Origin of the sequence: Sphaerisporangium sp. NPDC051011, from assembly GCF_040653595.1 — a bacterium.
GTDB lineage: Bacteria > Actinomycetota > Actinomycetes > Streptosporangiales > Streptosporangiaceae > Sphaerisporangium.
Genome location: NZ_JBFAGG010000012.1, coordinates 239,333 through 262,634, shown reverse-complemented (window position 1 = coordinate 262,634; position 23,302 = coordinate 239,333). Strand labels below are relative to the sequence as shown.

Genomic DNA, 23,302 nt, shown 5'->3' with positions numbered 1-23,302 from the left:
CTTGCTGCACCCGGTTTGACTGCACAGGTAGTAGCCGCCTGCATGGTCGGTCCACCAGCGGTCGGGTTCCCGGTCGGTGTGCCCGACACCTTAGCTCTTCGTCAGCTCTTCGTCGCGTCGACCGGAGCCCCCTGGTGGGCCGGGAGCGAGCGCATCTTCTACTCCCGGCTCGGCTGACGCGAGAACGGCCGGAGGGGCCGGCGAGGCGCGGCGCCCCGCCGGACGCTGCGCGAGGCGCCGGGGCCGGTCAGCTCGCCCCCGGTATGGTGACGTTCTGCTCCTTGAAGTGGAAGCCGGTCTTGCTCGCGTCGCTCTGCAGACCGTCCATGGACGACTTGCTGGCGTCGAGGTCGCGTTCGGTGGCGGTCCCGCCCTTGAGCTTGTCGGTGAGGCTCTGGAACTTGCTGCTCACGCCCTCGACGGCCTTGCACAGCGTGGGGTTGGCCGCGGCGAAGCCCTTGGCGACCCTCAGCTCGTGCAGCGCGAACGCGCCCGCGATCGCGGCCTTGACGAACGTGCGCTTGCGCTTCTCGGCGCCCTCCTTGAACCCGCCGGCGCGCAGGGGCTTGTAGATGTACCGGTGGAACGCGCCGAGCGCGAGGCCCGCGTGCAGGGCGAAGCGGGTCTTGGCGAACGGCCGCGTGTTGCCTTCGGTCGGGCACGCGCCTTTGTACTCGGAGTCCCCGCCGGTCGGCGCCGCCGCCGGGCTGCCGGCCACCCCCGCCGGGCCGGTGGCCACCGCCGGGCCGGTGTTCACCGCGGCGTCCGGAGTCATGGTCGCGGATTTGCCGCCGCAGCCGCCCACCAGCGTCACCGTCAGGATCGCCGCGGTGGCGGGCACCGCGATGATCCGCGTACGTCTCGCACTCCGTACAGCCACTTCTTCCCCCTAGGAACCTCACGGCGCTGATCCGCCCCCCTCCTCTCCTTTCCCAGCGTGCAAGATCCGACACTATGTGTGACCGAGGGAAGATTCCGCCGAGGTCAGGGACGGCTCGCGCGGGCGCGGAAGGCGGCGGTCTTGACCCGGTTCTGGCAGGACGTCGAGCAGAAGCGGCGGGTGCCGTTGCGCGAGGTGTCGACGTAGACCCGGTCGCAGTGCGGGGCGGTGCAGACGCCGAGCCGGTCGTACAGCTCGCCGCCGAGCACGATGGCGAGGCCGGTCGCGCACGCGGCGGCCCAGTCCTCGCCGGGGGCCTCGCCCTTGCCGTGGAAGTGCAGGTGCCAGGGCTCGCCGTCGTGCCGCTCCAGGTGGGGGCGCGCCTGGGTGCGGTCGAGCAGCCGGTTGACCTGGAGGGCGGCGGTGTCGACGTCCCCGGCGTCGACGGCCTCGAAGACGACGCGCAGTTCGGCCGCGACCTCGGCGAGCGCCAGGGCTTCGGCGTCGGTGACCTCCCGGGGGCGTCTGCCCCCGGCACCCAGCGCCTCGCCCGCCGCCGCGCGCCGCGCCGGGCCCTCGTGGGGGAGCGCGTACGCCCGGCCGCGGGCCTCGCCCGGGGTCAGCGTGTTCACCAGGGATGCCGCCACCGCCACCACGGCATCGGAGTGACTGTTGAAGTTCACTTGACCGGTTACATCCTTCGGTTCTACGCTGTCACTATCTAAAGGATAGACGACAGTTACGTGGAGGCTTTCGTGTCCATTCTCACGCGGACGACGGCACAGGACTGGATCGCTCGCTGGGACCGCCAGCAGGAGGGCTACCTGCCCGACCGCGAGGAGCGTTTCACCGCGCTGATCGACGCCGTCGAGGCGGGCGCAGGGCGGCCCGACCCGCTCGTGCTCGACCTCGGCTGCGGCCCCGGATCGCTCTCGGCCCGCCTGCTCGACCGGCTCCCCGAGGCCACCGTCGTGGCCGTCGACGCCGACCCGCTGCTGCTGGCCCTCGGCGGGGCCGCCCACGCCGGGCGTCCCGGCCTGCGCTTCGCCGACGCCGACCTGCGCCGGCCGGGGTGGGCCGCGTCCCTAGGCCTGCCGCGCCCGGTGGACGTGGCGGTGAGCACGACGGCCCTGCACTGGCTGTCCGCGGAAGGGCTGCGCGCGATGTTCGCCGAGCTGACCACGGTGCTGCGTCCCGGCGGCCTGTTCCTCAATGGAGACCACCTCGCGGTCGGCGACGTCTCGCCGGGCCTGGCCAAGCTGGAGCGCGCGCTTCACGACCGGGCGACGCAGAGGCGCTTCGCCGGCGGCATGCCCGAGGACTGGCGCCAGTGGTGGGACGCGACCGCCGCCGACCCGGTGCTGAGCGGCCTGCGCGACGAGCGGGAGCGCAGGGTCGCGGCCGCGGACCACCACGGCTCGGAGTCCCTCGACCTGTCGATCCACGTCGCCGCGCTGCGCGAGGCGGGTTTCGGGGAGATCGGCACCCTGTGGCAGAACGGCGACAATCGCCTGCTCTGCGCCATCTACGGCTGAGTCCCGGGAAATCTGCCATTGACATCCCCGGCGAGCACGGCGTCGAGGGCGGGCCCAGATCCGGGGTCAAGGGGAGGCGGGACGGCCCAGGTCCGGCGGGATCTTGGACGCGGCGGCCCGGTCGAGCAGGAACATCGTCCGCACCCGGCCACGCGCGCCGGCAGCGGGCACCTGGAACGTCCCGGCCCCCTGCAGGGCCAGCCGGACGGCTCCCGCCTTCTCCTCGCCCGCCGCGACCACCCACACCTCACGCGCCGCCTGGATCGTCGGCAGCGTCATCGAGATGCGCGTCGGCGGCGGCTTGGGCGCGCCGTGCACCGCGACCACCGGGCGCTCGTCGTACAGGGCGGGCATCTCGGGGAACAGCGAGGCGACGTGCGAATCCGGGCCGAGGCCCAGCATCAGGATGTCGAACGACGGCACCGGCCCGTGGTCCTCGGGCCTGGACGCCTTGCGCAGCTCCTCGGCGTACAGATCGGCGGACTCCTCCGCGGTCAGGCCGGAGTCCGGCCCGGGGATGGGGTGCACGCGCTGCGGGTCGGCGTCGACGTGGTCGAGCAGCGCCCGGCGGGCCCCGGTCTCGTTGCGCTCGGCGTCGCCCGTGGGCAGGAAGCGCTCGTCACCCCACCAGATGTCCAGGCGCGGCCACTCCACCGCGTCGTGCGCCGGGTTGGCCGCGACCTCCGCCAGCGAGGCGATCCCGATGGTGCCGCCGGTCAGCACCAGGTGCGCCGACCCTTGGGCCGCCACGGCGTCGGCGAGGCCGGTGATCAGGCGCGCGGCGACGGCCTTGGCCAGCACGTCGGCGTCCCGATGGACCAGGACCGTGGGAACACTCACGAGAAGAACCGTCCTTACGAACCTTACGAATGTTGCCAACCTTATGAAGCTGAAGATGCCCCGGCGAGACGGGAGACGTCCCGGCGTCCGTCCCATGCTCGCGGGACGGACGCCGGGACGCGCCCACCATGAGCTCAGAAGCCGTCGTACCCGGCGACGCCCCTGATCGTCTCCTCGTACACCTCGTCGGGGTCGAGGCGCCGCAGTTCCTCGGCCAGGAGGTCGGAGGTCGGCCTGCGGGCCAGCGCCACCTGGCGGTCCGGCTGCCCGGGCCGTTTCAGGGTGGCGGTCCGCGAGTCGTGCCGCTCGACGGCGACCTCGCCGTCCCGCGTCCGCAGCCGCACCGCCGTGAGGCCCGGGCCCTTGGACTCGGTCACGTGGATCGGCGCGTCCAGCTTGCCCGACAGCCACACCGCCAGCAGGCGGGCGCTCGGGTGGCCGGGCTCGGCCTCGACGTAGCCGTCCAGCACCTTGCCGACCGGCTGGTCGAACGCGGCGGCCAGCAGGCTGCGCCAGGGCGTGATGCGCGTCCACGCCAGGTCGGTGTCGCCGGGCGTGTAGCCGTGGATGCGCGACTTGATCGCCGCCACGGAGTCGGGGGCGGAGCGGGCGTCGGTGACGCGGCGCTGGCCGTAGACGCCGACCGGGTCCTTGCCGGGGGCGTGCGGCGCGTCGCCGGGCCACCACACCACCACGGGGATGTCGGTGAGCAGCAGCGGGGCCAGCACGGAGTCCGCGTGCTCGGTGAGCTCGCCGTACAGGCGGAGCAGGACGACCTCGCCCGTCGTCAGCTCCCCGACCCGGATCTCCGCGTCCAGTCGGGTCGCCTCCTCGCGCTCTCTCGGGATGACCGCGAGGATACGGGACGGGTGCTCGCGCGAGGCCTCGGACACGGCGCGGACCGCGTCGTACTGGTTGCTCTCGTCGCACACCACGACGACGGTGAGCACCATGCCGACGGCGGGCGCGCCCACCTGGTGGCGCAGGCGGGTGAGCTGCGCGGCGATCTCGGAGGCCGTGGTGCTCCCCATCAGGAAACTGGTCACAGCGCCTCCCAAGAGCCGGCGGGACGGATCACAGCGGAAATAACGGTCACAGCCGCCTCCAGACGCGCCCGTCGCGGGCCATCATCTCGTCGGCCGAGGCCGGGCCGCCCGTGCCGGCCGAGTAGCCCTCCGGACGCCGGCCGCTCTCGGCCCAGAACCGCTCGATCGGGTCGAGGATCATCCACTGCAACTCGACCTCGCGCTGGTGCGGGAACAGCGGCGGGTCGCCGATGAGCACGTCCAGCAGTAGCCGCTCGTAGGCCTCGGGGGACGACTCCAGGAACGCCTCGCCGTAGGCGAAGTCCATGTTGACGTCCCGGACCTCCATGGCGGTGCCCGGCACCTTCGAGCCGAAGCGCACCGTGATGCCCTCGTCCGGCTGGATGCGGATCACCAGGGCGTTCTGCCCCAGGATCTCGGTGTCGGTCTTGCTGAACGGCAGGTGCGGCGCCCGCTGGAACATCACGGCCACCTCGGTCATGCGCCTGCCGAGCCGCTTGCCGGTGCGCAGGTAGAACGGGACGCCCGCCCAGCGCCGGTTGGCGATCTCCAGCTTGACGGCGGCGTAGGTCTCGGTCCTGGAGTCCGGCGGGATGCCGTCCTCCTCCAGGAACCCCTTGACCGGGACGCCGCCCTGCCACCCCGCGGTGTACTGGCCGATGGCCGTGGCCAGGCTCATGTCCTCGGGGAGGGTGACGGCCTCCAGGACCTTCTCCTTCTCACGGCGCAGCGCCGCCGCGCCGAACGCGGTCGGGTCCTCCATGGCCACCAGCGCCATGAGCTGCAGCAGGTGGTTCTGGATGACGTCCCTGGCCGCGCCGATGCCGTCGTAGTACCCCGCCCGGCCGCCGACGCCGATGTCCTCGGCCATCGTGATCTGCACGTGGTCGACGTAGCCGCGGTTCCAGATCGGCTCCCACAGCGTGTTGGCGAACCGCAGCGCCAGGATGTTCTGGACGGTCTCCTTGCCCAGGTAGTGGTCGATGCGGAACACCGAGTCCGGCCTGAAGGCCGAGTCGACGACCGCGTTCAGCTCCTGGGCGGTCTTCAGGTCGTGGCCGAACGGCTTCTCGATCACGATGCGGCGCCACGCCCCGGGCGACGGCCTGTGCAGGCCGGTGCGCTTGAGCTGCTCGATGATCAACGGGAAGTACTTCGGCGGCGTCGAGGTGTAGAAGGCGTAGTTGCCGCCCGTGCCCCGGGTCTCGTCGATCTCCTTCAGCACCATCGACAGCGCGTCGAAGGCCCCGTCGTCGTCGAAGGCGCCGGGCACGAAGTGCAGGCCCTCACAGATCTGCTTCCAGACCTCCTCGCGGAAGGGCGTGCGCGCGTGCTCCTTGACCGCGTCGTGAGTGATCTTGGCGAAGTCCTGCGCGGCCCAGTCGCGCCGGGCGAACCCGACCAGGGAGAACCCCGGCGGGAGCAGCCCGCGGTTGCCCAGGTCGTAGATCGCCGGCAGTAGCTTGCGTCGCGCGAGGTCGCCCGTCACGCCGAAGATGACCAGCACGCACGGCCCGGCCACCCGCGGCAGCCGCTTGTCGCGCGGGTCGCGCAGCGGGTTGGCCTCGGCGACCTCCAGGGTGGTGGGCGTGGTCACGGCGGTCACGGCCTGCGCGGCGGTCACGGCCTCGTCGGAGGCGGTCGAGGGTTCCTGCGCGCGCGCCGCCTCGTGCGCCGCGCGGGCGAGCACGTCCGCCGACGGCCCCCCGGCCGGTTCGGCGGGTCGCGCCGTGCCGTTCTCGGAGGCCGGGCCCGGCCGCTCGCTGGCGTTCATCAAACCTCCCGTGCGGCGTCGAGCAGGTGCCTGACGCCGGCCTTGCGATCGGTGAGGTGGAGGCGCAGGGCCGGACGTCCCCGCCCTCGCTGCGCGTCGAGGTCGCCGAGCGCCTGCGCGAGCTGCAGCCTTCCCAGGGTGTACGGCTTGCCGGGCACCTCGAGGTCCTCCTCGACGGCGCCGGTGATCTGCAGGAACACGCCGTTCTGCGGGCCGCCCTTGTGGTACTGCCCGGTCGAGTGCAGGTAGCGGGGACCCCACCCGAAGGTGATCGGGCGCTCGGTCCTGATCGACAACAGCCCCTGCAGGCTGGCCGGGTCGTGCGCGGCCCAGATGTCGGTGATCTCCTCGAACGACGCCTCCGTAGGCACCGGCACGTCGAACGCGGCCTCGCGGTCCAGGAAGGCCAGGATCGCCAGGTAGCCGCGGTCGGGGATCTGCTCCAGCAGGTGGGTGAACACCCCCGCGAGGTCCTTGACGTGCGCGGGGAGTTCGCCGTACACCTCCACCGGGCCGTCCACCAGCGCCGGCGTGCCCGTGGGCAGCGGGCCGTCGCCGGACTCGCTCAGGATGCGGGCGGTGTTCTCCTTCGACTCGGCGACGTTCGGCTGGTCGAAGGGGTTGATGCCGAGCAGCCGCCCGGCGACGGCGGTGGCGTACTCCCAGATGAGGAACTGGGCGCCGAGCGGGCCGTCGAGCTGCACGTGCCCCTCGGTGTCGACGCCGGCGACGATCTCGTCCTCGGCCTCGGTCGGGTCGGCGCCGACGACGGGCAGGATGCCCTTGCCCTGCTTGCCGGTGGACTCGGCGATGAGCTGCTCGATCCAGTCGGGAAGCCCGTTGATGGGGGAGAGGCCGTCCTCCAGGACGAGCTTGTCGCTCCCGGCGAGGGCGGCGGTGCCGAGCGCGGCGCCGAGCGTCAGGCCGGGGTTGGCCTCGGAGCCCTCGGCCAGACGCGGACGCACCTCGGCGGCGTCGTCGAGCAGCCGCGCGACCTCCACCCCGGCCAGCGCGCTCGGTACCAGGCCGAACGCGGTCAGCGCGCTGTAGCGGCCGCCGACGTTCGGGTCGGCCAGGATGACGGTGTACCCGGACTCGATCGCGAGCTGCTCCAGGGGAGAGCCGGGGTCGGTGACCACGACGATGCGGTCGGCCGGGTCGATGCCGGCGTCGCGGAACGCCTTCTCGTAGACGCGGCGGTGGCTGTCGGTCTCGATCGTCGAGCCGCTCTTGCTGGACACGACGAGGATCGTGCGGTCCAGGCGGTCGGCGAGCGCGCGCCGCACCTGGCCGGGGTCGGTGGTGTCGAGAACGGTGAGCGGTACGTCGGCCGTGGCGCAGATGACCTCGGGGGCCAGGGAGGAGCCTCCCATGCCCGCCAGCACGACGTGCTCCAGGCTCTCGGCCTGGGCGCGCTCGACCAGTTTGGTGATCTCGGGCAGCAACTCGCGCGAGGTGGTGGGCAGGTCGAGCCAGCCGAGGCGTATCCGCGCCTCGCTCTCGGCCTCCGGCCCCCACAACGCCGGGTCGCCGGTGGACAGCGCCTCGGGGACGCCCTCCTCGGCGAGCCTCCGCACGGCCTCGGAAGCCTCCGCGGCTACCGCCTCGTCACCGAACGTTACAGACATATCCATCCTTAAAGGTGTCTCCTCGCACGAGGGCGGGCCTGCCGAGGCGCCGCGCGGCACTCCCGTGGGCGCCGGGTAGGCCGAGGGCCTACCCGGCGCGCCGCCGGGAAGCAGGTCCGAGCCGCCGGACGCTCAGCTCGCCTTCTTGAGCTCGGACTCGACGGTCCCGAGCAGCTCGTTCCACGAGGTGACGAACTTCTCGACGCCTTCGTCCTCCAGTGCCCTCACCACGTCGTCGTAGTCGATGCCGGCCTGCTTGAGCGCGGCCATGGTGTTCCACGCCTGCTCGTAGTGCGGCCGGACGGTGTCGCCGTCGATGTTCCCATGATCGGCGGCCGCGTCGAGCGTCTTCTCCGGCATGGTGTTGACCGTGCCGGAGGTGACGAGCCGGTCGACGTACATGGTGTCGGGGTACTCGGGATTCTTGACGCCCGTGGACGCCCACAGCGGCCGCTGCGGGCGGGCCCCGGCCGCCTTCAGCGCCTGCCAGCGCGGGCTGTTCATGACCTCTTCGTACGCCGCGAACGCCAGGCGGGCGTTGGCGACGCCCGCCTTGCCCTTCAGCTCCAGCGCCTCCGGCGTGCCGATCTTGTCCAGGCGCTTGTCGATCTCGGTGTCGAACCGGCTGACGAAGAAGGACGCCACCGACTCGATCTTCGACAGGTCCAGGCCCGCGGCCTTCGCCTGCTCCAAGCCGGTCAGCCAGGCGTCCATGACCGCGCGGTAGCGCTCCAGCGAGAAGATCAGCGTCACGTTCACGCTGATCCCCTCGGCGAGGGTCTGCGTGATCGCCGGCAGCCCCGGCAGCGTCGCGGGGATCTTGATGTGGACGTTCGGGCGGTCGACCAGCCACCACAGGGCCCGGGCCTCCGCGACCGTCTTCTCGGCCGCCTCGGTGGCCAGGCGCGGGTCCACCTCGATGGACACCCGGCCGTCCACGCCGCCCGTGGCGTCGAAGACCGGCCGCAGGACGTCGGCCGCCCAGCGGATGTCGAAGGTCGTGATCGCCCGGACCGCCTCGCCGACGTCCACGCCGCGCACGGCCAGGTCGCGAAGCTGGGTGTCGTAGGCGTCGCCCTTGCTCAGGGCGGAGGCGAAGATCGTGGGGTTGGAGGTGACACCGGTGACGTACTTGTCGCGGATCAGCGACTGCAGGTCGCCGGTGCGCAGGCGCTCGCGGCTGATGTCGTCCAGCCAGATCGACACGCCCTGCTCGGTGAGGCGCTTCAGGTTTTCGCTCATGACTGTGAGTCCTCTAGTTTCCGGTGGTGTGACCCTGGTCGGCCCCGGTCCTGGCGAGGCTGCCCTTGGCGGCGGCCGCCACACGTTCGGCGGTGAGGCCGAACTGCTCGTACAACGTCTTGTACGGCGCCGACGCGCCGAAGTGCTCGAGACTCACGACCTCACCCACCTCCCCTACGAACTCCCGCCAGCCGAGCGCGATTCCCGCCTCCACCGCGACCCGCGCCCTGACGGACGGAGGAAGGACCAGCTGCTTGTAGGCGTCGTCCTGCGCGTTGAACCACTCCACGCACGGCATCGAGACCACGCGGGCCGGGATGCCCTCGTCCTCCAGGATGCGGCGCGCGTCCACGGCCAGCTCGACCTCGCTGCCCGTGCCGATGATGACCACGGCCGGCTGCCCGGTGGACGCCTCCTCCAGGATGTAGCCGCCCTTGGCGACCTTCTCGAAGTCGGACGACCCCTCGTAGACCGGGAGGTTCTGACGGGTCAGCGCCAGCGCCGCCGGGCGGTCGGTGTGCTCCAGGACAGCCTTCCACGCGGCCGAGGTCTCGTTGGCGTCGGCGGGCCGCACCACGTCCAGGCCCGGGATCGCGCGCAGCGCCCACAGGTGCTCCACCGGCTGGTGGGTCGGGCCGTCCTCGCCGAGGCCGATCGAGTCGTGCGTCCAGATGTAGGTCACCGGCAGGCCCATCAGGGCCGCCAGGCGCACGGCCGGGCGCATGTAGTCGCTGAAGACCAGGAAGGTGCCGCCGTAGGGCCGGGTGCCGTTGTGCAGGGCGATGCCGTTGAGGATCGAGCCCATGCCGTGCTCGCGGATGCCGAAGTGCAGCGTGCGGCCGTACCGGTTCCCGGGGAAGGCCTTGGTCTGGTACTCCTCCGGGATGAAGGACGGCTCGCCCTCCATGGTCGTGTTGTTCGACTCCGCCAGATCGGCCGAGCCGCCCCACAGCTCCGGCAGCACCGGCGCCAGCGCGGTCAGCACGGTGCCCGACGCCTTGCGCGTCGCCATGGACTTGCCCGCCTCGAAGACCGGCAGGGCCTCCTCCCAGCCCGCGGGCAGCTTGCGCACGATCACGCGGTCGAACAGCTCGGCGTTCTCCGGGTACTCCGACCGCCACTGATCGAACGTCTCGTTCCACTTCGCGTGCAGGGCACGGCCGCGCTCGGCGACCTCGCGGGCGTGGGCGACGACGTCGTCCGGGGCGATGAAGCTCTTGGACGGGTCCAGGCCGAGGATCTCCTTGGTGGCGGCGACCTCGTCCGCGCCCAGCGCCGACCCGTGGATCTTGCCGGTGTTCTGCTTGTTCGGCGCCGGCCAGCCGATGATCGTGCGGAGCTTGATCAGCGTCGGGCGCTCGGTCTCGGCCGCCGCCGCGCGGTACGCCTCGTACAGCTTCTCGACGTTCTCGACGTACTCGCCCGTCTCGGTCCAGTCCACGCTGATCACGTGCCAGCCGTAGGCCTCGTACCGCTTGGCGACGTCCTCCGACAGCGCGATCGCGGTGTCGTCCTCGATCGAGATGTGGTTGGCGTCGTAGATGACGTTGAGGTTGCCCAGCTTCTGGTGGCCCGCGATCGAGCTCACCTCGTGGCTGATGCCCTCCTCGATGTCACCGTCGGAGGCGATGCACCAGATGCGGTGGTCGAACGGGCTCTCGCCCGGCGCGGCGTCCGGGTCGAACAGGCCGCGCTCGCGGCGCTGGGCCATCGCCATGCCGACGGCGTTGCCGATGCCCTGGCCGAGCGGGCCCGTGGTGGTCTCGACGCCGAGCGTGTGCCCGTGCTCCGGGTGGCCGGGCGTCAGGCTGCCCCACTGGCGCAGCGACGCGAGGTCGTCGAGGGTCAGTCCGTAGCCGGAGAGGAAGAGCTGGATGTAAAGGGTCAGGCTGGAGTGCCCGGCGGACAGGACGAAGCGGTCACGCCCCACCCACGCCGGATCGGTGGGGTCATGGCGCAGGACGCGCTGGAACAGTAGGTACGCGGCCGGGGCAAGGCTCATCGCGGTGCCGGGGTGGCCCGAGCCCGCCTTCTCGACCGCGTCCATGGACAGGGCGCGTATGACGTCGACGGTGCGCCGATCGAGGTCGCTCCACTCAAGGTCTGGCACGAGTTCGCTGCTCAACTGCTCGATCTCCTATTGGCTATAAGGCGCCGGCTCGGCTCTGCGGCCCGTCCGGTCTGGTCGTTCCTCCCCACACCGGACCTTAATGGGTCGTTCCCCATACCGTAGATGCAACCTGCGTCTAACATGTGGCCGGGCAATGTGGGGCTCACATCGTTAGTTCCATCCCCTTGAGAAGCGGCATGGAACGCGATCCGCGCCACGGACGGCACGCCCGCCCCGGGGGCTCGCAGCAGGGCCGCCCGCCGCGGCCGACGAACCTCCCACCGGGCCACTCGCCCAGGTGGCATTCGCCCCCGATGCCGGGACCGGCGACTCCCCGCACTACAGTGAGTCCTCGAAGTCTGGCTCATGCCCGCAATCACGGACCGCTCTAATAGAGGTTACGCGTTGACCCCGCTCCCGCTGGAAGCGCCTTGACGGTGCTCACGACAAAGCCGCCGGCCGTCCCGATCGCCGGCGCCCGCCGATCGCCGCTCGCGGTCGTGCGCGCGTACGTCGCGCTGACCAAGCCGCGGATCATCGAGCTGCTCCTGATCACGACGCTCCCGGTGATGTTCCTCGCCGCGCGGGGCTTCCCGCCTCTCTGGACCGCCGTGGCCACACTGGTCTTCGGCACCCTGTCCGCGGGCAGCGCCAACGCCTTGAACTGCTACATTGACCGGGACATCGACGCGACCATGCGCCGCACCCGCCGCCGCCCGCTGGCGATGGCGGCGGTCGCGCCGAGGAACGCGCTGATCTTCGGCATCGTGCTCGGGGCGCTGTCGACGCTGGGCCTGGCGCTCACCGTGAACACCCTCGCCGCCGGGCTCTCGCTCGCCGCGATCCTCTTCTACGTCCTCGTGTACTCGCTGGTGCTCAAGCGCCGCACGCCGCAGAACGTCGTGTGGGGCGGCATCGCCGGCTGCATGCCCGTGCTGATCGGCTGGGCCGGCATCACCGGGCGGGTCGACTGGGCGCCGGTGGTCCTGTTCGGAGTGGTGTTCTTCTGGACGCCCCCGCACACCTGGACGCTGGCCATGCGCTACCGCGAGGACTACGCCGCCGCCGCGGTCCCGATGCTGCCGGTCGTCGCCACCGAGCGGCGCGTGGTGGTCGAGTGCATCGCCTACACCTGGGCAACCGTGATCTGCTCGCTGCTGCTGTGGCCGATCGCCGGCACGACGCCGGTGTACGGCATCGTCGCGGCCGTCCTCGGCGCGGTGTGCCTGTTCGAGGTCTACCGGCTGCTCGGCAGGGTCAACGCCGGCAAGACCGGCGTCGCCCTCCGTCCGATGCGCTTCTTCCACTGGTCCAACGCCTACCTGGCGCTGCTGTTCCTCGCCGTGGCGGTCGACTCCCTGCTCTGAGCGCGGCTCGTCTTCACCCATGGCGGAACGCCCGGCACGCTGATCGCGCCGGAGGAGCGAGGCGCCCCTCCGGGGAAGGGCGCCGGTCATGAGCGTCAGCGGCCCGAGATGATGTTCGCGACGCGGGCGTAGGCCGACGTGCGCCTCATCTGCGCGTGCTCGTGGCGGTCGGCCGCGCGGAACAGCGTGTAGATCATCTGGACGCCGATCCAGCGCAGCGGCTCCGGCTCCCACTGGCGCACCTGGCGCCCCACCCAGGGCAGCGCCGTCAGCTCGGTGTCGCGGCGCAGCACCAGGTCGCGCAGCGTGCGCCCGGCCAGGTTGGTGGTCGTGACGCCGCTGCCCACGTAGCCGCCCGCCCAGCCGAGGCCGGTCGCGTGGTCCAGGTGGACGGTCGAGCACCAGTCGCGGGGGACACCCAGCACGCCGCACCACGCGTGCTGGATCCTCGCCCCGGCCGTGGCAGGGAACAGCGTGGTCAGGATCGCGCGCAGCGCCGCCACCGTCCGGGGCTGCGTGGCGCCGCGCACGTCCGTCCGCGAGCCGAAGCGGTACGGCACGCCCCGGCCGCCGATGGCGATGCGCCCGTCGGCGGTCCGCTGCGCGTAGCAGTACGCGTGCGCCTCGTCGCCGAGCAGTTCCCGGTCCCGCCAGCCGATGCGCTCCCACACCTCGTCCGGCAGCGGCTCGGTGACGATCATCGAGCTGTTCATGGGCAGCCACTGGCGGTGCTGGCCCTTGATGCTCGCGGTGAACCCCTCGGTCGCGCGGATCACGTAGTCGGCGGTGACCGTTCCCTTCCTGGTCACCGCCTCGGCCCTGCCCTTCCCGTTCCTCGGGCGGATCTCGGTCACCGTAGTGCCCTCGAACACGTCGACGCCGAGCGCCTCCACGGTGCGGGCCAGGCCGGTCGCCAGCTTGGCGGGCTGGATGCGGGCGCAGTGCGGGCTGTACATCGCCGACAGCGCGCCGGCGACGCTGATGCGCTCCTCCTGCTCCTCGCGGCTCAGCAGGCGCATGTCCTGCTCGCCGAAGCCCCAGGTACGCAGGTCGGCCAGCTCCGCGTGCATGCGCCGGTTCTGCGCGGGATTGGTCGCCACGTGCACCAGGCCGCCCTTGTGGACGTCGGCCTCGATGCCCTCCGCGCGGGTGACCTCGATCACCTCGTCCACGGCGTGGAACATCGCGTGCTGGAGGTCGATCATCGCCTGCCGCCCGCGTGCCGCCGCGTGCCGCTCCCGCGACCCGGCGAACTCCGCAGAAAGCCAGCCGCCGTTGCGGCCGGAGGCGCCGAACCCGGCGAACTCCTTCTCCAGGATCGCGATCCGCAGGTCGGGCTGGGCCTTCTTCAGGTAGTACGCGGTCCACATGCCGGTGTAGCCGCCGCCCACGATGGCCACGTCGTAGTCCCGCGGCCCGGGCAGCGCGGCACGGCGAGCGGGCAGCCCGATCTGCCGGTACCAGAACGACACCCCGCCGTTCTCGAAGTCGCGGGTCAGGGGGATGCCGTTAAGTTCGCTGCTGCTCATGCCGTTCACACCGTTCGTACTGATTTTTACGCCTGCCACAGGATGCCGTGCCCCCCGCTCACGTCAACGCGCAGGGTACGGCCAACGCGTTCGCCCCCGCGATCCCATAACGAACCGGCAACGCCCCGCCACCGCGCATGATCGAAGAAGTAGGGCTGGAGATGATCGTGGGGGAGGACGGGTGCTCTGTGATGAACTTACGGGAGGTGCGTCATCGCCGTGACGAGAAGCGCGCGGACGTCGTTCAGGATCTCGCGCACGAGGCTCGGAGCGGCCACACAGGCGCTCGGATGCGGCATGGTGGTCGTCATCGCCCTGGTGTGGGCCGTCGGTGGCGCGTGGGTCGACAACTACCTGGTCGCACAGGCCCGTGCCTACTGCGACGCCGGGTGGGAGCCCCCACATCAGCTGGAGCTCATGTTCCTCCTCCCCGCGCGGATGCTGCACTTCCCGGTCGTCGCGCTGGTCTCGGCGATCGCGTCCCTGCTGTTCAACCCGCTCGCCCTCTGGTCGCCGCTGGGCCGCTGGAAGGTCACCCGCGCGATCTTCAGCGTCCTGGCGATCGCGGTGGCGCTCGCCGGTCCCTTCCTGCTCGTCCTCCACGACTTCGAGACCCTCGGCACCCTCGACGGCTACCCCGGCGACAGCGGCCTGTGCCCACCGGACAACATCCCCCCGTGGTGGCCGTCATGGCTCCCGGCGTGACCCTCGGGGGAGCCGGCCGATGAGAACGGAGGAAGAGCAGATTTCTTACTCGCTGAAATGGATCGCTACCCACGGAATCGGGTGGTTGACGATGACCTGCGAGGTCTGCGCGTAATGAGCTTGCGTACGGTGCGGATCATCGTCGCGGCGGCGTTCATCGTGGTCGTCGGTACGGGAGTGCTGGCCGTCATCCGCGCGAGGGCGTTGCTGGACAACCTGACCATGACACCCGATCCGGCGTGTGTATCGCAGGGCATCGCCGATAACGACAAGTTGGCGAATGAGATCGCATCGCTCCTGCCGTCGACGCGTCCTGACGACATGGGCGGTCGTCTCGGCTGCGAACCAGACGAAGCAGGCGCGTGGATAGAGGCCGAACTGCCCAACACGTCAATAGAGGACGCCATGCGGTCGTTCGTCCCTCCCGCGTGGACGCCGGTTTCGGCGCGCGAAGCCCAGGAGCAGGCAGAACCCGGCGAAACGGTTCTGGGCGTGACGGGCGAAATCAACGATCGCCAGGTCAGAGTCTTCGCGTCCCAGAGTCGATCCTGGAAAGGCCCCGTCCGAGTGGCGGCCTGGTTCCTGGACGACTGAGTCCACCCCGCGATACGGGTTCACGTCTGCCGCAAACAGGCTTACGCCCGGCGTATTCGGCTAACGCAGCGGGCACAGACGATCAGGGTTTTCCGTCGGCTGGCTCGCATGGCTTGGACCCACTGTGGTGCTTCCGTTGGGCTGTATCGGTTGAGGTCAGCGAGGCGTTTGACGTGGTGGACGGTGATTCCGTCGCGTCCTCGATCGCCTACTACGAAAACAACCTCCACCCCACCCGCCGCGCCGAGGTCAACGCCCAAGCCGCCTGCGCGGCTGAGCCGGGACGGCCGGGGGCACTGCTCGCCGGGACCCGGGAAAGATGGGAGGGTTCTCTGCATTGTTCGGGTGTGGGAACGTTGTTCCGGGGGAAGACCTGAATGCTCGGGAGCCGTTCTGGTACGGGGTGGGTGGGGTGATCGCGGGGTGCCGGCCTGCGGATCCGGTGGAGACGCGGCGCGCACGCCGCGTGGGCGAATACGCTCGCGGACATGACAGAGCGTGATCCCCGCAGGGTGCTGAGGGAGCGCCCGTCCGTCCGGCTGATCATCGGCCTGGTCGTGGCCGGGCTCTGCGCGATGGTGTCGTTCTCGTTCGACATCTTCAACGGCGAGCCGGTGCAGTTCTTCATCGCGCTCGTGCTGGCGCTGGCCCCCGTCCCGCTGCTGCTGGCCGGCCTGCTCGCTCTGGACCGCCTGGAGCCCGAGCCGCGCAAGGACCTCGCGTTCGCCTTCATGTGGGGCGCGGGCATCGCCGTGCTCCTCGCCGGCATCGTGAACAGCCTCAACCTGCGGTACGTCACCATCGCCACCCAGGACCCCGCGGGCGCGCGCAACCTCGTGGCCACCTTCGTCGCCCCCGTGGTCGAGGAGACGATGAAGGGGCTCGTGCTGGTCGGCCTGCTGCGCTGGCGCAGGCAGGAACTGGACGGGCCGACCGACGGCATCATCTACGCCGGGATGGTGGGCCTCGGCTTCGCGATGAGCGAGAACGTCAGCTACTACATCATGGCGCAGGACCAGCACGGCGTGCAGGGGCTCGCGGTCACCGTCGTGCTGCGCGGCATCCTGTCCCCGTTCGCGCATCCGCTGTTCACCTCGATGATCGGCATCGCGGTGGCGTACGCCGCAGAGAACCGCGGCTCGGCGCGGGGCGGGGTCGTCTTCCTCGGCTGGCTCGGCGCGATCACCCTGCACGGCATCTGGAACGGCTTCACGTCCTACGGCGGCCTGCGCGGGCTGGCGGCGGCCTACCTGCTGCTGATGGTGCTGTTCTTCGTCGAGCTCGGGGTCGTCCTGCGGGATCGCAGGCGCATCGTCGGCTTCATCCAGTACTACCTGCCGCCCTATGGCGGGCTCGGGCTCGTCACCGACGTCGACGTGTTCATGCTGTCCTCCCTGAAGGGGCGCAGGCAGGCCCGCCAGTGGGCCAAGGCGCACGGCGGGCAGCGGGGGCTGAGCGCCATGCGCGATTACCAGGTCGCCGCGACCGAGCTCGGCCTGCTGCACGACCGGGGACGGCGCGGCGTCATCTCCAGGGAGGCCTTCGAGGGGCAGCGCGAGGCCCTGCTGGCCTGCATGAGCGCCGCCAAGTCCGATTTCCCGGTTCCCGAGCGGCACCAGACCACGATCGCCAAGGGGATGGCCCCGCCTGGGTACGCTCCCGGGCACGACCCGCGGCAGTCCGCGTCGCCGTACCCGCCGCACCCTCCGTCCGACGGCATCCCGCGCGACCCCGTCTGACCACGTCCGACCACGCTCGACCTCGCCCCCGACGTTCCGGGGACGCGCGTCGCCGATCGGCTAACCGCATCCCACGTGCGTGAAGGCGGGTTTGGTGTCGTCCTGTCTCTTCGCGATGAATCCGGCGCTCGCGGTCGACCCGGGATCCAGCCGCGGGTTCGCCACGGGCGCGTGGATCATCGCGAACGGGCCGCTCTGCATCGGCGTGCCCTTCCACGCCTCGGTGAGGGTCATTCCGAGCGGCATCGTCCACTGGACGTACCAGGCGTTGATCGGCGCGTCCCCGGTGTTCTTGATCGTCACCTCGCCGCGGAACCCGCCGGGCCAGGCGAACACGGTGTTCACGGACGCCGAGCAGGAGGCCGGCAGCGGTGTCGACGAGGGCGTCACCGGATGGGTCGACGGCACCGCCGACGTGGCGGGCCGCTGGGACGTCGCGACGGCCGGCGGGGGGCCGGGCGGGCTCGTGCGTACGGCGTCCGAGCAGCCGGTCAGCGCCGTCAGCGTGATCAGTGTGATCAGCGTGGTGAGGCCCGCGGTGAGCGCGAGCGGATACCCGGCCGCCGTCATCGGTCCGGCCCGCCGGATCGCCTCGGACGGGAGGCACGTGGTGACGGCTCCGTTGGGAGCGCTCCCATGCATGCTGCGGACATTATCCCCTGTCGCACGGCGTCTCCAGGCCCGCGGGCCGGAGAGGTTCCGACGGCACGGGAAACCGCAGGTCCACCCGGCGGTCGTCCCCGGGGCCGATGAAACTTTCGCGAGGGAAGGGCGGGAGGCTCAGGGACGCGAGCCGAGGATGCGGTCCAGCGAGGTCTCCCTCGGCCCGGGGAAGACCGGGGACGAGCGCAGCACCATCGCGTCGAGGAAGCCCTTGGCCGTCGCGCCGAACTCCCGGACGGCGTACACGACGGTCTGGCCGGGCCACACGGCGAAGGAGTCGTCGCCTACCCCGAACGCCTCGATTCCCGCCGCCCGGCACAGCGCCACCGCGCGTGGCAGGTGGAAGTTCTGCGTGACGACGGTCAGGCGGCGCGCCCCGAAGACCTCGCGGGCCCGCACGCAGGAGTCCCAGGTGTCGAACCCCGCGTAGTCCAGCACCATGACCCCGGCCGGCACGCCGCGTGCGAGGAGGTAGGCGCGCATCGCGGACGGCTCGTCGTACCCCACCCTGCCGTTGTCGCCCGACAGCAGCAGAGCCCGCACCCGGCCGTCCCGGTAGAGCGCGGCGGCGAGGTCCAGCCGCGTGGCGAGCATCGGCGAGGGCACGCCGTGGAACAGCCCGGCCCCGAGCACGAGCGCCACGGGAGCGGGCGGGACATCGCGGACCCAGGCGCCGCCGGGGCCGGCCGTGACCCGATGGCCCGCGGCGAACAGCCACGCCCAGGTCATCGGCGCGACGGCGAGCAGGCTCAGCGCGACCGCCGCGAGGAACAGGCGGCGGCGCGCCCGCACGGGCCACCGCCACGGGCGGAGCGGGGACGGGAGATCGACAAGCACGCTCGCTTAGACGCCGACCGCGTCCACTTCGTTCGCGCCGGGAGCGAGGGAGTCGAGCGGGCCGCGCGCGCGCATGAGGTACACCACGCGCAGGGTGGCGATCCAGACCAACGTCGACCCGAGCACGTGCAGGCCGACCAGGAACGCGGGCACGGCGAGGAAGTACTGCACGTAGCCGATCACACCCTGCGCCAGCTCGACGCCGAGCAGCACCAGAGCGCCGCGCCGGGCCCGGCCAGGGGAGTCGGTGACGTGCAGCGCGAACAGCAGCGCGAAGGTCAGGCCGAGCACCACCCAGACGACGTCGGAGTGCAGGCGTGCCATGGCCTCGATGTCGAAGTCGAACCGCGAGGCGGCCTCGTCCCCGGAGTGCGGCCCGGTGCCCGTCACGACGACGCCCGCGACCAGCAGCACGAAAACCGCCGTGACCAGCACGAACCCGAGCGTGCGGATGTCGCGGTGGACGAGGCGGCGCGCGGGCGCGTCCCCCTCGCCGGAACGGGCGTACAGCGCGAACGCGCCCGCGATCATGCCGACGGACACCAGGAAATGGACGCTGACCGTCACCGGGTTGAGCGCCGAGCGGACCACCACGCCGCCCCACACCGCCTGGAGGGCCACCCCGGCGGGCTGGATCAGCGCCAGCCACGTCAGGGACCGGCGGCGGGGGACCAGCCGGAGGGCCGCCACCACACAGCCCGCCGCGACCGCGAGAACCAGGAACGACAGCAGGCGGTTGCCGAACTCGATGGCCATGTTGACCGGCGCGTGGGCGTCGTGCGGCGCGGGGACGAAGCTGCCCGGCGTGCACCGCGGCCAGCTCGGGCAGCCGAGGCCGGATCCGGTCAGCCGGACGGCGGCGCCGGTGACGGTGATGCCCGCGTTCGCCACCACGCTCGCCAGCGCCCACCGTCGCATCGAGGCGGCCGTGGGCGACCAGGCGGAGTGGAACAGCTCCAGGGCCCGGCCCCGGACCCGGTCGGGGAGGCCGCGCCCGGCGTTACTGGAGAACTGGTCTGCTGCGGTCACGGCACACATCGTAGGTGCCAGGGGGAGTGCCCCTGATTGCGGATGCGTTGGCTGAACCCATGGCACGTCCTCCGCCCGCGCGGGCGGGGCAGGGGATTGAACGAGGAATGGATATGTGACATATTACTGATTCATTGCGACGGTGGGCGATGAGGTGGGGATGGCGGACGTCGTTGTGGTCGGCGCTGGGGTCGTCGGAGCGGCGTGCGCGTATCACGCCGCCCGGCCGCGGTGCCTGGACGGGGCATGGCCTGCCTTTGAGGCGTCCCGGCGACCGGCGTCCCCGGGCCGAGACCGCGTTCGAGATCACGGTGGACGGCCGCCCGGTGCCCCCGGGGAGGAAGCACAGCATTCCGGGCAAAGCCGATATGTCCGGCACAGCGATCGGCCCAACGGACACTCTGGAGGAGAGGACCCCCGATGACGACGACCCGTGAGAAGCCCTGGCGCGGCGTGATGGTGGCGACGGCGCTGCCGTTGCGCGAGGACCTGAGCGTCGACGAGGACCGCTACGCCGAGCACTGCCGCCATCTGGTCGAGCAGGGATGCGACGGCGTGGTGCCCAACGGTTCGCTGGGCGAGTACCAGACGCTCACCCCCGAGGAGCGCGCCCGCGTCGTCGAGACGGCCGTCGCGGCCATCGGAGGCGACCGCGTGATGCCGGGCGTGGCGGCGTACGGCGCGGCCGAGGCGCGCCGCTGGACCGAGCAGGCGGGGGAGGCGGGCTGCCAGGCGGTCATGCTGCTCCCGCCGAACGCCTACCGCGCCGATGAGCGCGCGGTGCTCGGGCACTACCGGGAGGTCGCCAAGGCGGGCGTGCCGATCGTCGCCTACAACAACCCCATCGACACCAAGGTGGACCTGGTCCCGTCGCTGCTGGCGGAGCTGCACGCCGAGGGCCTGATCGTGGGCGTCAAGGAGTTCACCGGCGACGTGCGCCGCGCGTACGAGATCGCGGAGCTGGCCCCCGGCCTGGACGTGCTGATCGGCTCGGACGACGTGGTGCTGGAGCTGGGCATCGCCGGGGCGGTCGGCTGGGTCGCCGGGTTCCCGAACGCGCTGCCCGCGTCCTGCGTGGCGCTGTACCGGGCGGCGCTCGAGGGGGACCTGACGACGGCGCTGCCGCTGTACCGGACGCTGCACCCGCTGCTGCGCTGGGACGCCAAGGTCGAGTTCGTCCAGGCCATCAAGCTGTCGATGGACATCGCCGGCCGGTACGGCGGCCCGTGCCGCCCGCCGCGCGTTCCGCTGACCGCCGAGCAGGAGGCCTCGGTCCGCGTCGCCACCGAGAAGGCGCTGGCCGGAGGGCTGAGGTGATGAGGACCAGGAAGATCTACCACGTCGTCGACTCGCACACCGAGGGCATGCCGACGCGCGTGGTGACCGGGGGAGTGGGGGTGATCCCCGGCGCGAGCATGGCCGAGCGCCGGGAGTACTTCCTGGCGAACCTCGACCACGTCCGCAAGCTGCTGATGTTCGAGCCGCACGGCCACTCGGCGATGAGCGGCGCCATCCTGCAGCCGCCCACCCGTCCCGACGCCGACTTCGGTGTGCTGTACATCGAGGTGTCCGGCTGCCTGCCGATGTGCGGCCACGGCACGATCGGCGTCGCGACCGTCCTGGTGGAGACGGGCATGGTGGAGGTCGTCGAGCCGGTCACCACCGTCCGCCTGGACACCCCGGCCGGTCTGGTGGTCGCGTCGGTGCGGGTGGAGGACGGCGTGGCGGCGGCGGTGACGATCCGCAACGTGCCGTCGTTCAGCGCGGGGCTCGGACGCACGGTCAAGGTGCCCGGGTTCGGGGAGGTCGTCTACGACCTGGCCTACGGCGGCAACTTCTACGCGATCCTGCCGATCGAGTCGGTGGGGCTGCCGTTCGAGCGGGCCAGGGGCCGGGACATCCTGGACGCGGGACTGGCGATCTCGGCGGCGATCAACGAGGCGGACGAGCCGGTCCACCCGCTGGACCCGGGCATCCGGGGCTGCCACCACGTGCAGTTCGTCGCGCCGGGGTCGGACGCGCGGCTGTCGCGGCACGCCATGGCGATCTATCCGGGCTGGTTCGACCGGTCGCCGTGCGGGACGGGGACCAGCGCGCGCATGGCGCAACTGCACGCGCGCGGCGAGCTGGCCCTGGGCGAGGACTTCGTCAACGAGTCGTTCATCGGCACGCGGTTCACCGGGCGGCTGCTGGAGGAGACCGAGGTGGCGGGGGTGCCCGCCGTCGTCCCGGCGATCACGGGCCGGGCGTGGCTGACGGGGACGGCCCAGCATTTCCTGGACCCCTCGGATCCCTTCCCGGAGGGCTTTCTGCTGTGATACCTGAGCGACTGCACCATGGTCCATGACATGGACTATGGCTCCATGTAGCGGGACAATGGATAGGGAAGAGGGTCCATGATGGATGTTGTCGAAAGCCGTTCGCCGCAGAACCCCGCCGACCTGGTGGCGAGCGCGCCCCTGGCCGGCGCGGACGGCGTGGCCGGAGCCGTGCGGCGGGCACGGGCCGCGCAGGCGCGGTGGGCCGGGGCGAACGCCGCCGAGCGCGCCGCCGCGCTGACCTCCGCGGCCGAGGCCGTGGCGGGCGCGGCCGGCGAGCTCGCCGATCTGGTGGTCCGGGAGGTCGGCAAGCCGGTCGCCGAGGCCAGGGGCGAGGTCGCGCGGTCGGCGGCGATCCTGCGCTACTACGCCCAGCAGGTGTTCGACCCGGTGGGCGCGGTGCACGAGCCCTCCGGCGCCGGGCTCGCCTACACGCGCAGGCGCCCGCGCGGCGTGGCGGGCCTGATCACGCCTTGGAACTTCCCCCTGGCCATCCCGCTGTGGAAGGCGGCCCCGGCGCTGGCCTTCGGCAACGCCGTCGTCCTCAAGCCCGCCCCGCACGCCCTGGCCGGCGCCCTGCGCCTGGCCGAACTGCTCGGCCTGCCCGAGGACCTGTTCCAGGTCGTCCCCGGCGGCCCCGAGGAGGGCGCGGCGCTCGTGGACGCGGCCGACGTCGTCTCCTTCACCGGGTCGGCGGCCGTGGGCCGGGAGGTCAGCGTGGCCTCCGTGCGCCGGGGCGCCGCCGTCCAGGCCGAGATGGGCGGTCAGAACGCCAGCATCGTCCTGGACGACGCCAACCTGGAGGCGGCTGCCGCGCAGATCGCCGCCGCCGCGTTCGGGTACGCCGGCCAGAAGTGCACCGCGACCAAGCGGGTCATCACGGTCGGCAACGCCGCCGAGGTGCGCGAGGCGCTGGTCGCCGCCGTCGCCAAGCTCGGCGTGGGCGACCCGTCCGACCCCGGCACCGCCGTCGGACCGCTGATCGACGAGACCGCCCGCGACCGCGTCGTCGCCGCCGCCGTCGGCGGGCGGGCGCTGACCGGCGGCGCCGCGCTGGACCGCGCCGGATGGTTCGCCGCCCCCACCCTGGTGGACGGCGTCCCGGACGGGCACGTCCTGGCGTGCGACGAGGTGTTCGGCCCGATCTGCCTGGTGCAGGACGCGGGGTCGGTGGACGAGGCCGTGGCGCTGGCCAACGGCGTGCGCTACGGGCTGGTCTCCGCCGTCTACACCCGCGACCTGGACCGCGCACTGGAGGTCTCGGCGCGGCTGGACACCGGCCTGGTGAAGGTCAACAGCCCGACCTCGGGCGTGGACTTCTACCTGCCGTTCGGCGGCGAGAAGGACTCCAGCTACGGGCCCCGCGAGCAGGGCAAGGCCGCCCAGGAGTTCTACACCTCGACCCGCACGGTCGCCCTCGCGCCCGCGGGCGACTGACCCGGGTCACGGGTTCGCGGCCGCCCTTA

23 protein-coding genes are annotated in these 23,302 nt (G+C 71.8%); 10 read left to right on the top strand and 13 right to left on the bottom strand.

Translation table 11 applies throughout. The features are described 5' to 3' along the window. Window positions 1-247 precede the first annotated feature (247 nt). Together AB0H21_RS27515 and AB0H21_RS27510 are read right to left on the bottom strand one after the other, a co-directional pair. Complete coding sequence (locus AB0H21_RS27515) at window positions 248-880, bottom strand: hypothetical protein (RefSeq protein ID WP_358521922.1); 633 nt, start codon at window positions 878-880, stop codon at window positions 248-250. A 104-nt stretch (window positions 881-984) separates the two neighbouring features. Continuing rightward, window positions 985-1,563 (bottom strand): CGNR zinc finger domain-containing protein, encoded by a 579-nt coding sequence (locus AB0H21_RS27510; RefSeq protein WP_358521919.1) that lies wholly within the window; start codon window positions 1,561-1,563, stop codon window positions 985-987. Between the two features lie 72 nt (window positions 1,564-1,635). On the opposite strand from AB0H21_RS27510, the gene AB0H21_RS27505 reads away from it, so the two are divergent. Next, window positions 1,636-2,415, top strand: a complete 780-nt coding sequence (locus AB0H21_RS27505; protein WP_358521917.1) for a class I SAM-dependent methyltransferase — start codon at window positions 1,636-1,638, stop codon at window positions 2,413-2,415. A 66-nt stretch (window positions 2,416-2,481) separates the two neighbouring features. Here AB0H21_RS27505 and pgl read toward each other — a convergent pair whose 3' ends face one another. From pgl to tkt, 6 genes are all read right to left on the bottom strand, one after another. Continuing rightward, the gene (pgl, locus tag AB0H21_RS27500) at window positions 2,482-3,255 is read right to left on the bottom strand and encodes a 6-phosphogluconolactonase (protein WP_358521914.1); all 774 of its coding nucleotides are present in this window, start codon (window positions 3,253-3,255) and stop codon (window positions 2,482-2,484) included. A 134-nt stretch (window positions 3,256-3,389) separates the two neighbouring features. Continuing rightward, window positions 3,390-4,301, bottom strand: a complete 912-nt coding sequence (locus AB0H21_RS27495) for a glucose-6-phosphate dehydrogenase assembly protein OpcA (protein ID WP_358521912.1) — start codon at window positions 4,299-4,301, stop codon at window positions 3,390-3,392. Window positions 4,302-4,347: 46 nt separating this feature from the next. Continuing rightward, a complete protein-coding gene (zwf, locus tag AB0H21_RS27490) occupies window positions 4,348-6,075 on the bottom strand; it encodes a glucose-6-phosphate dehydrogenase (RefSeq protein WP_358521909.1) in 1,728 nt (575 codons plus the stop codon). After that, a complete protein-coding gene (locus tag AB0H21_RS27485; RefSeq protein WP_358521906.1) occupies window positions 6,075-7,709 on the bottom strand; it encodes a glucose-6-phosphate isomerase in 1,635 nt (544 codons plus the stop codon). The genes zwf and AB0H21_RS27485 overlap by 1 nt, the downstream gene beginning before the upstream one ends. A gap of 126 nt (window positions 7,710-7,835) precedes the next feature. Then, on the bottom strand, window positions 7,836-8,945 hold the full coding sequence (gene tal, locus AB0H21_RS27480; protein WP_358521904.1) for a transaldolase: 1,110 nt from the start codon (window positions 8,943-8,945) through the stop codon (window positions 7,836-7,838). Window positions 8,946-8,958: 13 nt separating this feature from the next. Beyond that, window positions 8,959-11,070 carry a transketolase gene (gene tkt / locus AB0H21_RS27475; protein ID WP_358521902.1) on the bottom strand — a complete coding sequence of 704 codons (2,112 nt, stop codon included), beginning with the start codon at window positions 11,068-11,070 and terminating at the stop codon, window positions 8,959-8,961. 422 nt (window positions 11,071-11,492) lie between these two features. Between tkt and AB0H21_RS27470 the strand changes: the two genes are divergently transcribed. Then, the gene (locus AB0H21_RS27470; RefSeq protein ID WP_358521900.1) at window positions 11,493-12,422 is read left to right on the top strand and encodes a heme o synthase; all 930 of its coding nucleotides are present in this window, start codon (window positions 11,493-11,495) and stop codon (window positions 12,420-12,422) included. A 95-nt stretch (window positions 12,423-12,517) separates the two neighbouring features. On the opposite strand, the gene AB0H21_RS27465 is transcribed toward AB0H21_RS27470, so the two are convergent. After that, complete coding sequence (locus tag AB0H21_RS27465; protein WP_358521898.1) at window positions 12,518-13,951, bottom strand: FAD-binding oxidoreductase; 1,434 nt, start codon at window positions 13,949-13,951, stop codon at window positions 12,518-12,520. A 219-nt stretch (window positions 13,952-14,170) separates the two neighbouring features. On the opposite strand from AB0H21_RS27465, the gene AB0H21_RS27460 reads away from it, so the two are divergent. Both AB0H21_RS27460 and AB0H21_RS27455 read left to right on the top strand, forming a co-directional pair. Next, complete coding sequence (locus AB0H21_RS27460) at window positions 14,171-14,656, top strand: hypothetical protein (RefSeq protein ID WP_358521896.1); 486 nt, start codon at window positions 14,171-14,173, stop codon at window positions 14,654-14,656. Window positions 14,657-14,770: 114 nt separating this feature from the next. Continuing rightward, entirely contained in the window at window positions 14,771-15,250 is a 480-nt protein-coding gene (locus AB0H21_RS27455) for a hypothetical protein (RefSeq protein WP_358521894.1), read from the top strand. A gap of 41 nt (window positions 15,251-15,291) precedes the next feature. Here the strand turns inward: AB0H21_RS27455 and AB0H21_RS27450 are convergent, their stop codons facing one another. Next, on the bottom strand, window positions 15,292-15,480 hold the full coding sequence (locus AB0H21_RS27450; RefSeq protein ID WP_358522044.1) for a hypothetical protein: 189 nt from the start codon (window positions 15,478-15,480) through the stop codon (window positions 15,292-15,294). On the opposite strand from AB0H21_RS27450, the gene AB0H21_RS27445 reads away from it, so the two are divergent. Together AB0H21_RS27445 and AB0H21_RS27440 are read left to right on the top strand one after the other, a co-directional pair. Beyond that, complete coding sequence (locus tag AB0H21_RS27445; RefSeq protein ID WP_358522058.1) at window positions 15,424-15,627, top strand: hypothetical protein; 204 nt, start codon at window positions 15,424-15,426, stop codon at window positions 15,625-15,627. The genes AB0H21_RS27450 and AB0H21_RS27445 overlap by 57 nt on opposite strands. Before the next feature lie 111 nt (window positions 15,628-15,738). Beyond that, entirely contained in the window at window positions 15,739-16,989 is a 1,251-nt protein-coding gene (locus AB0H21_RS27440) for a PrsW family intramembrane metalloprotease (RefSeq protein ID WP_358521893.1), read from the top strand. A 60-nt stretch (window positions 16,990-17,049) separates the two neighbouring features. On the opposite strand, the gene AB0H21_RS27435 is transcribed toward AB0H21_RS27440, so the two are convergent. The 3 genes from AB0H21_RS27435 to AB0H21_RS27425 form a co-directional block, all read right to left on the bottom strand. Further along, entirely contained in the window at window positions 17,050-17,631 is a 582-nt protein-coding gene (locus AB0H21_RS27435) for a cellulose binding domain-containing protein (protein WP_358521890.1), read from the bottom strand. A gap of 138 nt (window positions 17,632-17,769) precedes the next feature. After that, window positions 17,770-18,489 (bottom strand): ElyC/SanA/YdcF family protein, encoded by a 720-nt coding sequence (locus tag AB0H21_RS27430; protein WP_358521887.1) that lies wholly within the window; start codon window positions 18,487-18,489, stop codon window positions 17,770-17,772. Window positions 18,490-18,495: 6 nt separating this feature from the next. Further along, the gene (locus tag AB0H21_RS27425) at window positions 18,496-19,518 is read right to left on the bottom strand and encodes a COX15/CtaA family protein (RefSeq protein WP_358521884.1); all 1,023 of its coding nucleotides are present in this window, start codon (window positions 19,516-19,518) and stop codon (window positions 18,496-18,498) included. Between the two features lie 160 nt (window positions 19,519-19,678). On the opposite strand from AB0H21_RS27425, the gene AB0H21_RS27420 reads away from it, so the two are divergent. The 4 genes from AB0H21_RS27420 to AB0H21_RS27405 all read left to right on the top strand — a co-directional run bounded on the left by AB0H21_RS27420 (window position 19,679) and on the right by AB0H21_RS27405 (window position 23,273). After that, window positions 19,679-19,942, top strand: coding sequence for an FAD-dependent oxidoreductase (locus AB0H21_RS27420; RefSeq protein ID WP_358521882.1), 264 nt, complete (start codon window positions 19,679-19,681; stop codon window positions 19,940-19,942). Next, the gene (locus AB0H21_RS27415) at window positions 19,939-20,835 is read left to right on the top strand and encodes a dihydrodipicolinate synthase family protein (RefSeq protein WP_358521879.1); all 897 of its coding nucleotides are present in this window, start codon (window positions 19,939-19,941) and stop codon (window positions 20,833-20,835) included. The genes AB0H21_RS27420 and AB0H21_RS27415 overlap by 4 nt, the downstream gene beginning before the upstream one ends. Further along, on the top strand, window positions 20,835-21,836 hold the full coding sequence (locus AB0H21_RS27410) for a proline racemase family protein (protein WP_358521876.1): 1,002 nt from the start codon (window positions 20,835-20,837) through the stop codon (window positions 21,834-21,836). Before AB0H21_RS27415 ends, AB0H21_RS27410 begins: the two co-directional genes overlap by 1 nt. Before the next feature lie 78 nt (window positions 21,837-21,914). Further along, the gene (locus AB0H21_RS27405; protein ID WP_358521873.1) at window positions 21,915-23,273 is read left to right on the top strand and encodes an aldehyde dehydrogenase family protein; all 1,359 of its coding nucleotides are present in this window, start codon (window positions 21,915-21,917) and stop codon (window positions 23,271-23,273) included. Window positions 23,274-23,302: the final 29 nt, after the last annotated feature.

Excerpts from the sequence above, each read along its gene's own strand:
- zwf (WP_358521909.1), bottom strand. The coding sequence starts at position 6,075 with ATGAACGCCAGCGAGCGGCCGGGCCCGGCCTCCGAGAACGGCACGGCG.
- AB0H21_RS27485 (WP_358521906.1), bottom strand. The coding sequence starts at position 7,709 with ATGGATATGTCTGTAACGTTCGGTGACGAGGCGGTAGCCGCGGAGGCT.
- tal (WP_358521904.1), bottom strand. The coding sequence starts at position 8,945 with ATGAGCGAAAACCTGAAGCGCCTCACCGAGCAGGGCGTGTCGATCTGG.
- AB0H21_RS27465 (WP_358521898.1), bottom strand. The coding sequence starts at position 13,951 with ATGAGCAGCAGCGAACTTAACGGCATCCCCCTGACCCGCGACTTCGAG.
- AB0H21_RS27455 (WP_358521894.1), top strand. The coding sequence starts at position 14,771 with ATGAGCTTGCGTACGGTGCGGATCATCGTCGCGGCGGCGTTCATCGTG.
- AB0H21_RS27440 (WP_358521893.1), top strand. The coding sequence starts at position 15,739 with ATGACAGAGCGTGATCCCCGCAGGGTGCTGAGGGAGCGCCCGTCCGTC.
- AB0H21_RS27435 (WP_358521890.1), bottom strand. The coding sequence starts at position 17,631 with ATGCATGGGAGCGCTCCCAACGGAGCCGTCACCACGTGCCTCCCGTCC.
- AB0H21_RS27420 (WP_358521882.1), top strand. The coding sequence starts at position 19,679 with ATGGCGGACGTCGTTGTGGTCGGCGCTGGGGTCGTCGGAGCGGCGTGC.
- AB0H21_RS27415 (WP_358521879.1), top strand. The coding sequence starts at position 19,939 with ATGACGACGACCCGTGAGAAGCCCTGGCGCGGCGTGATGGTGGCGACG.
- AB0H21_RS27410 (WP_358521876.1), top strand. The coding sequence starts at position 20,835 with ATGAGGACCAGGAAGATCTACCACGTCGTCGACTCGCACACCGAGGGC.
- AB0H21_RS27405 (WP_358521873.1), top strand. The coding sequence starts at position 21,915 with ATGATGGATGTTGTCGAAAGCCGTTCGCCGCAGAACCCCGCCGACCTG.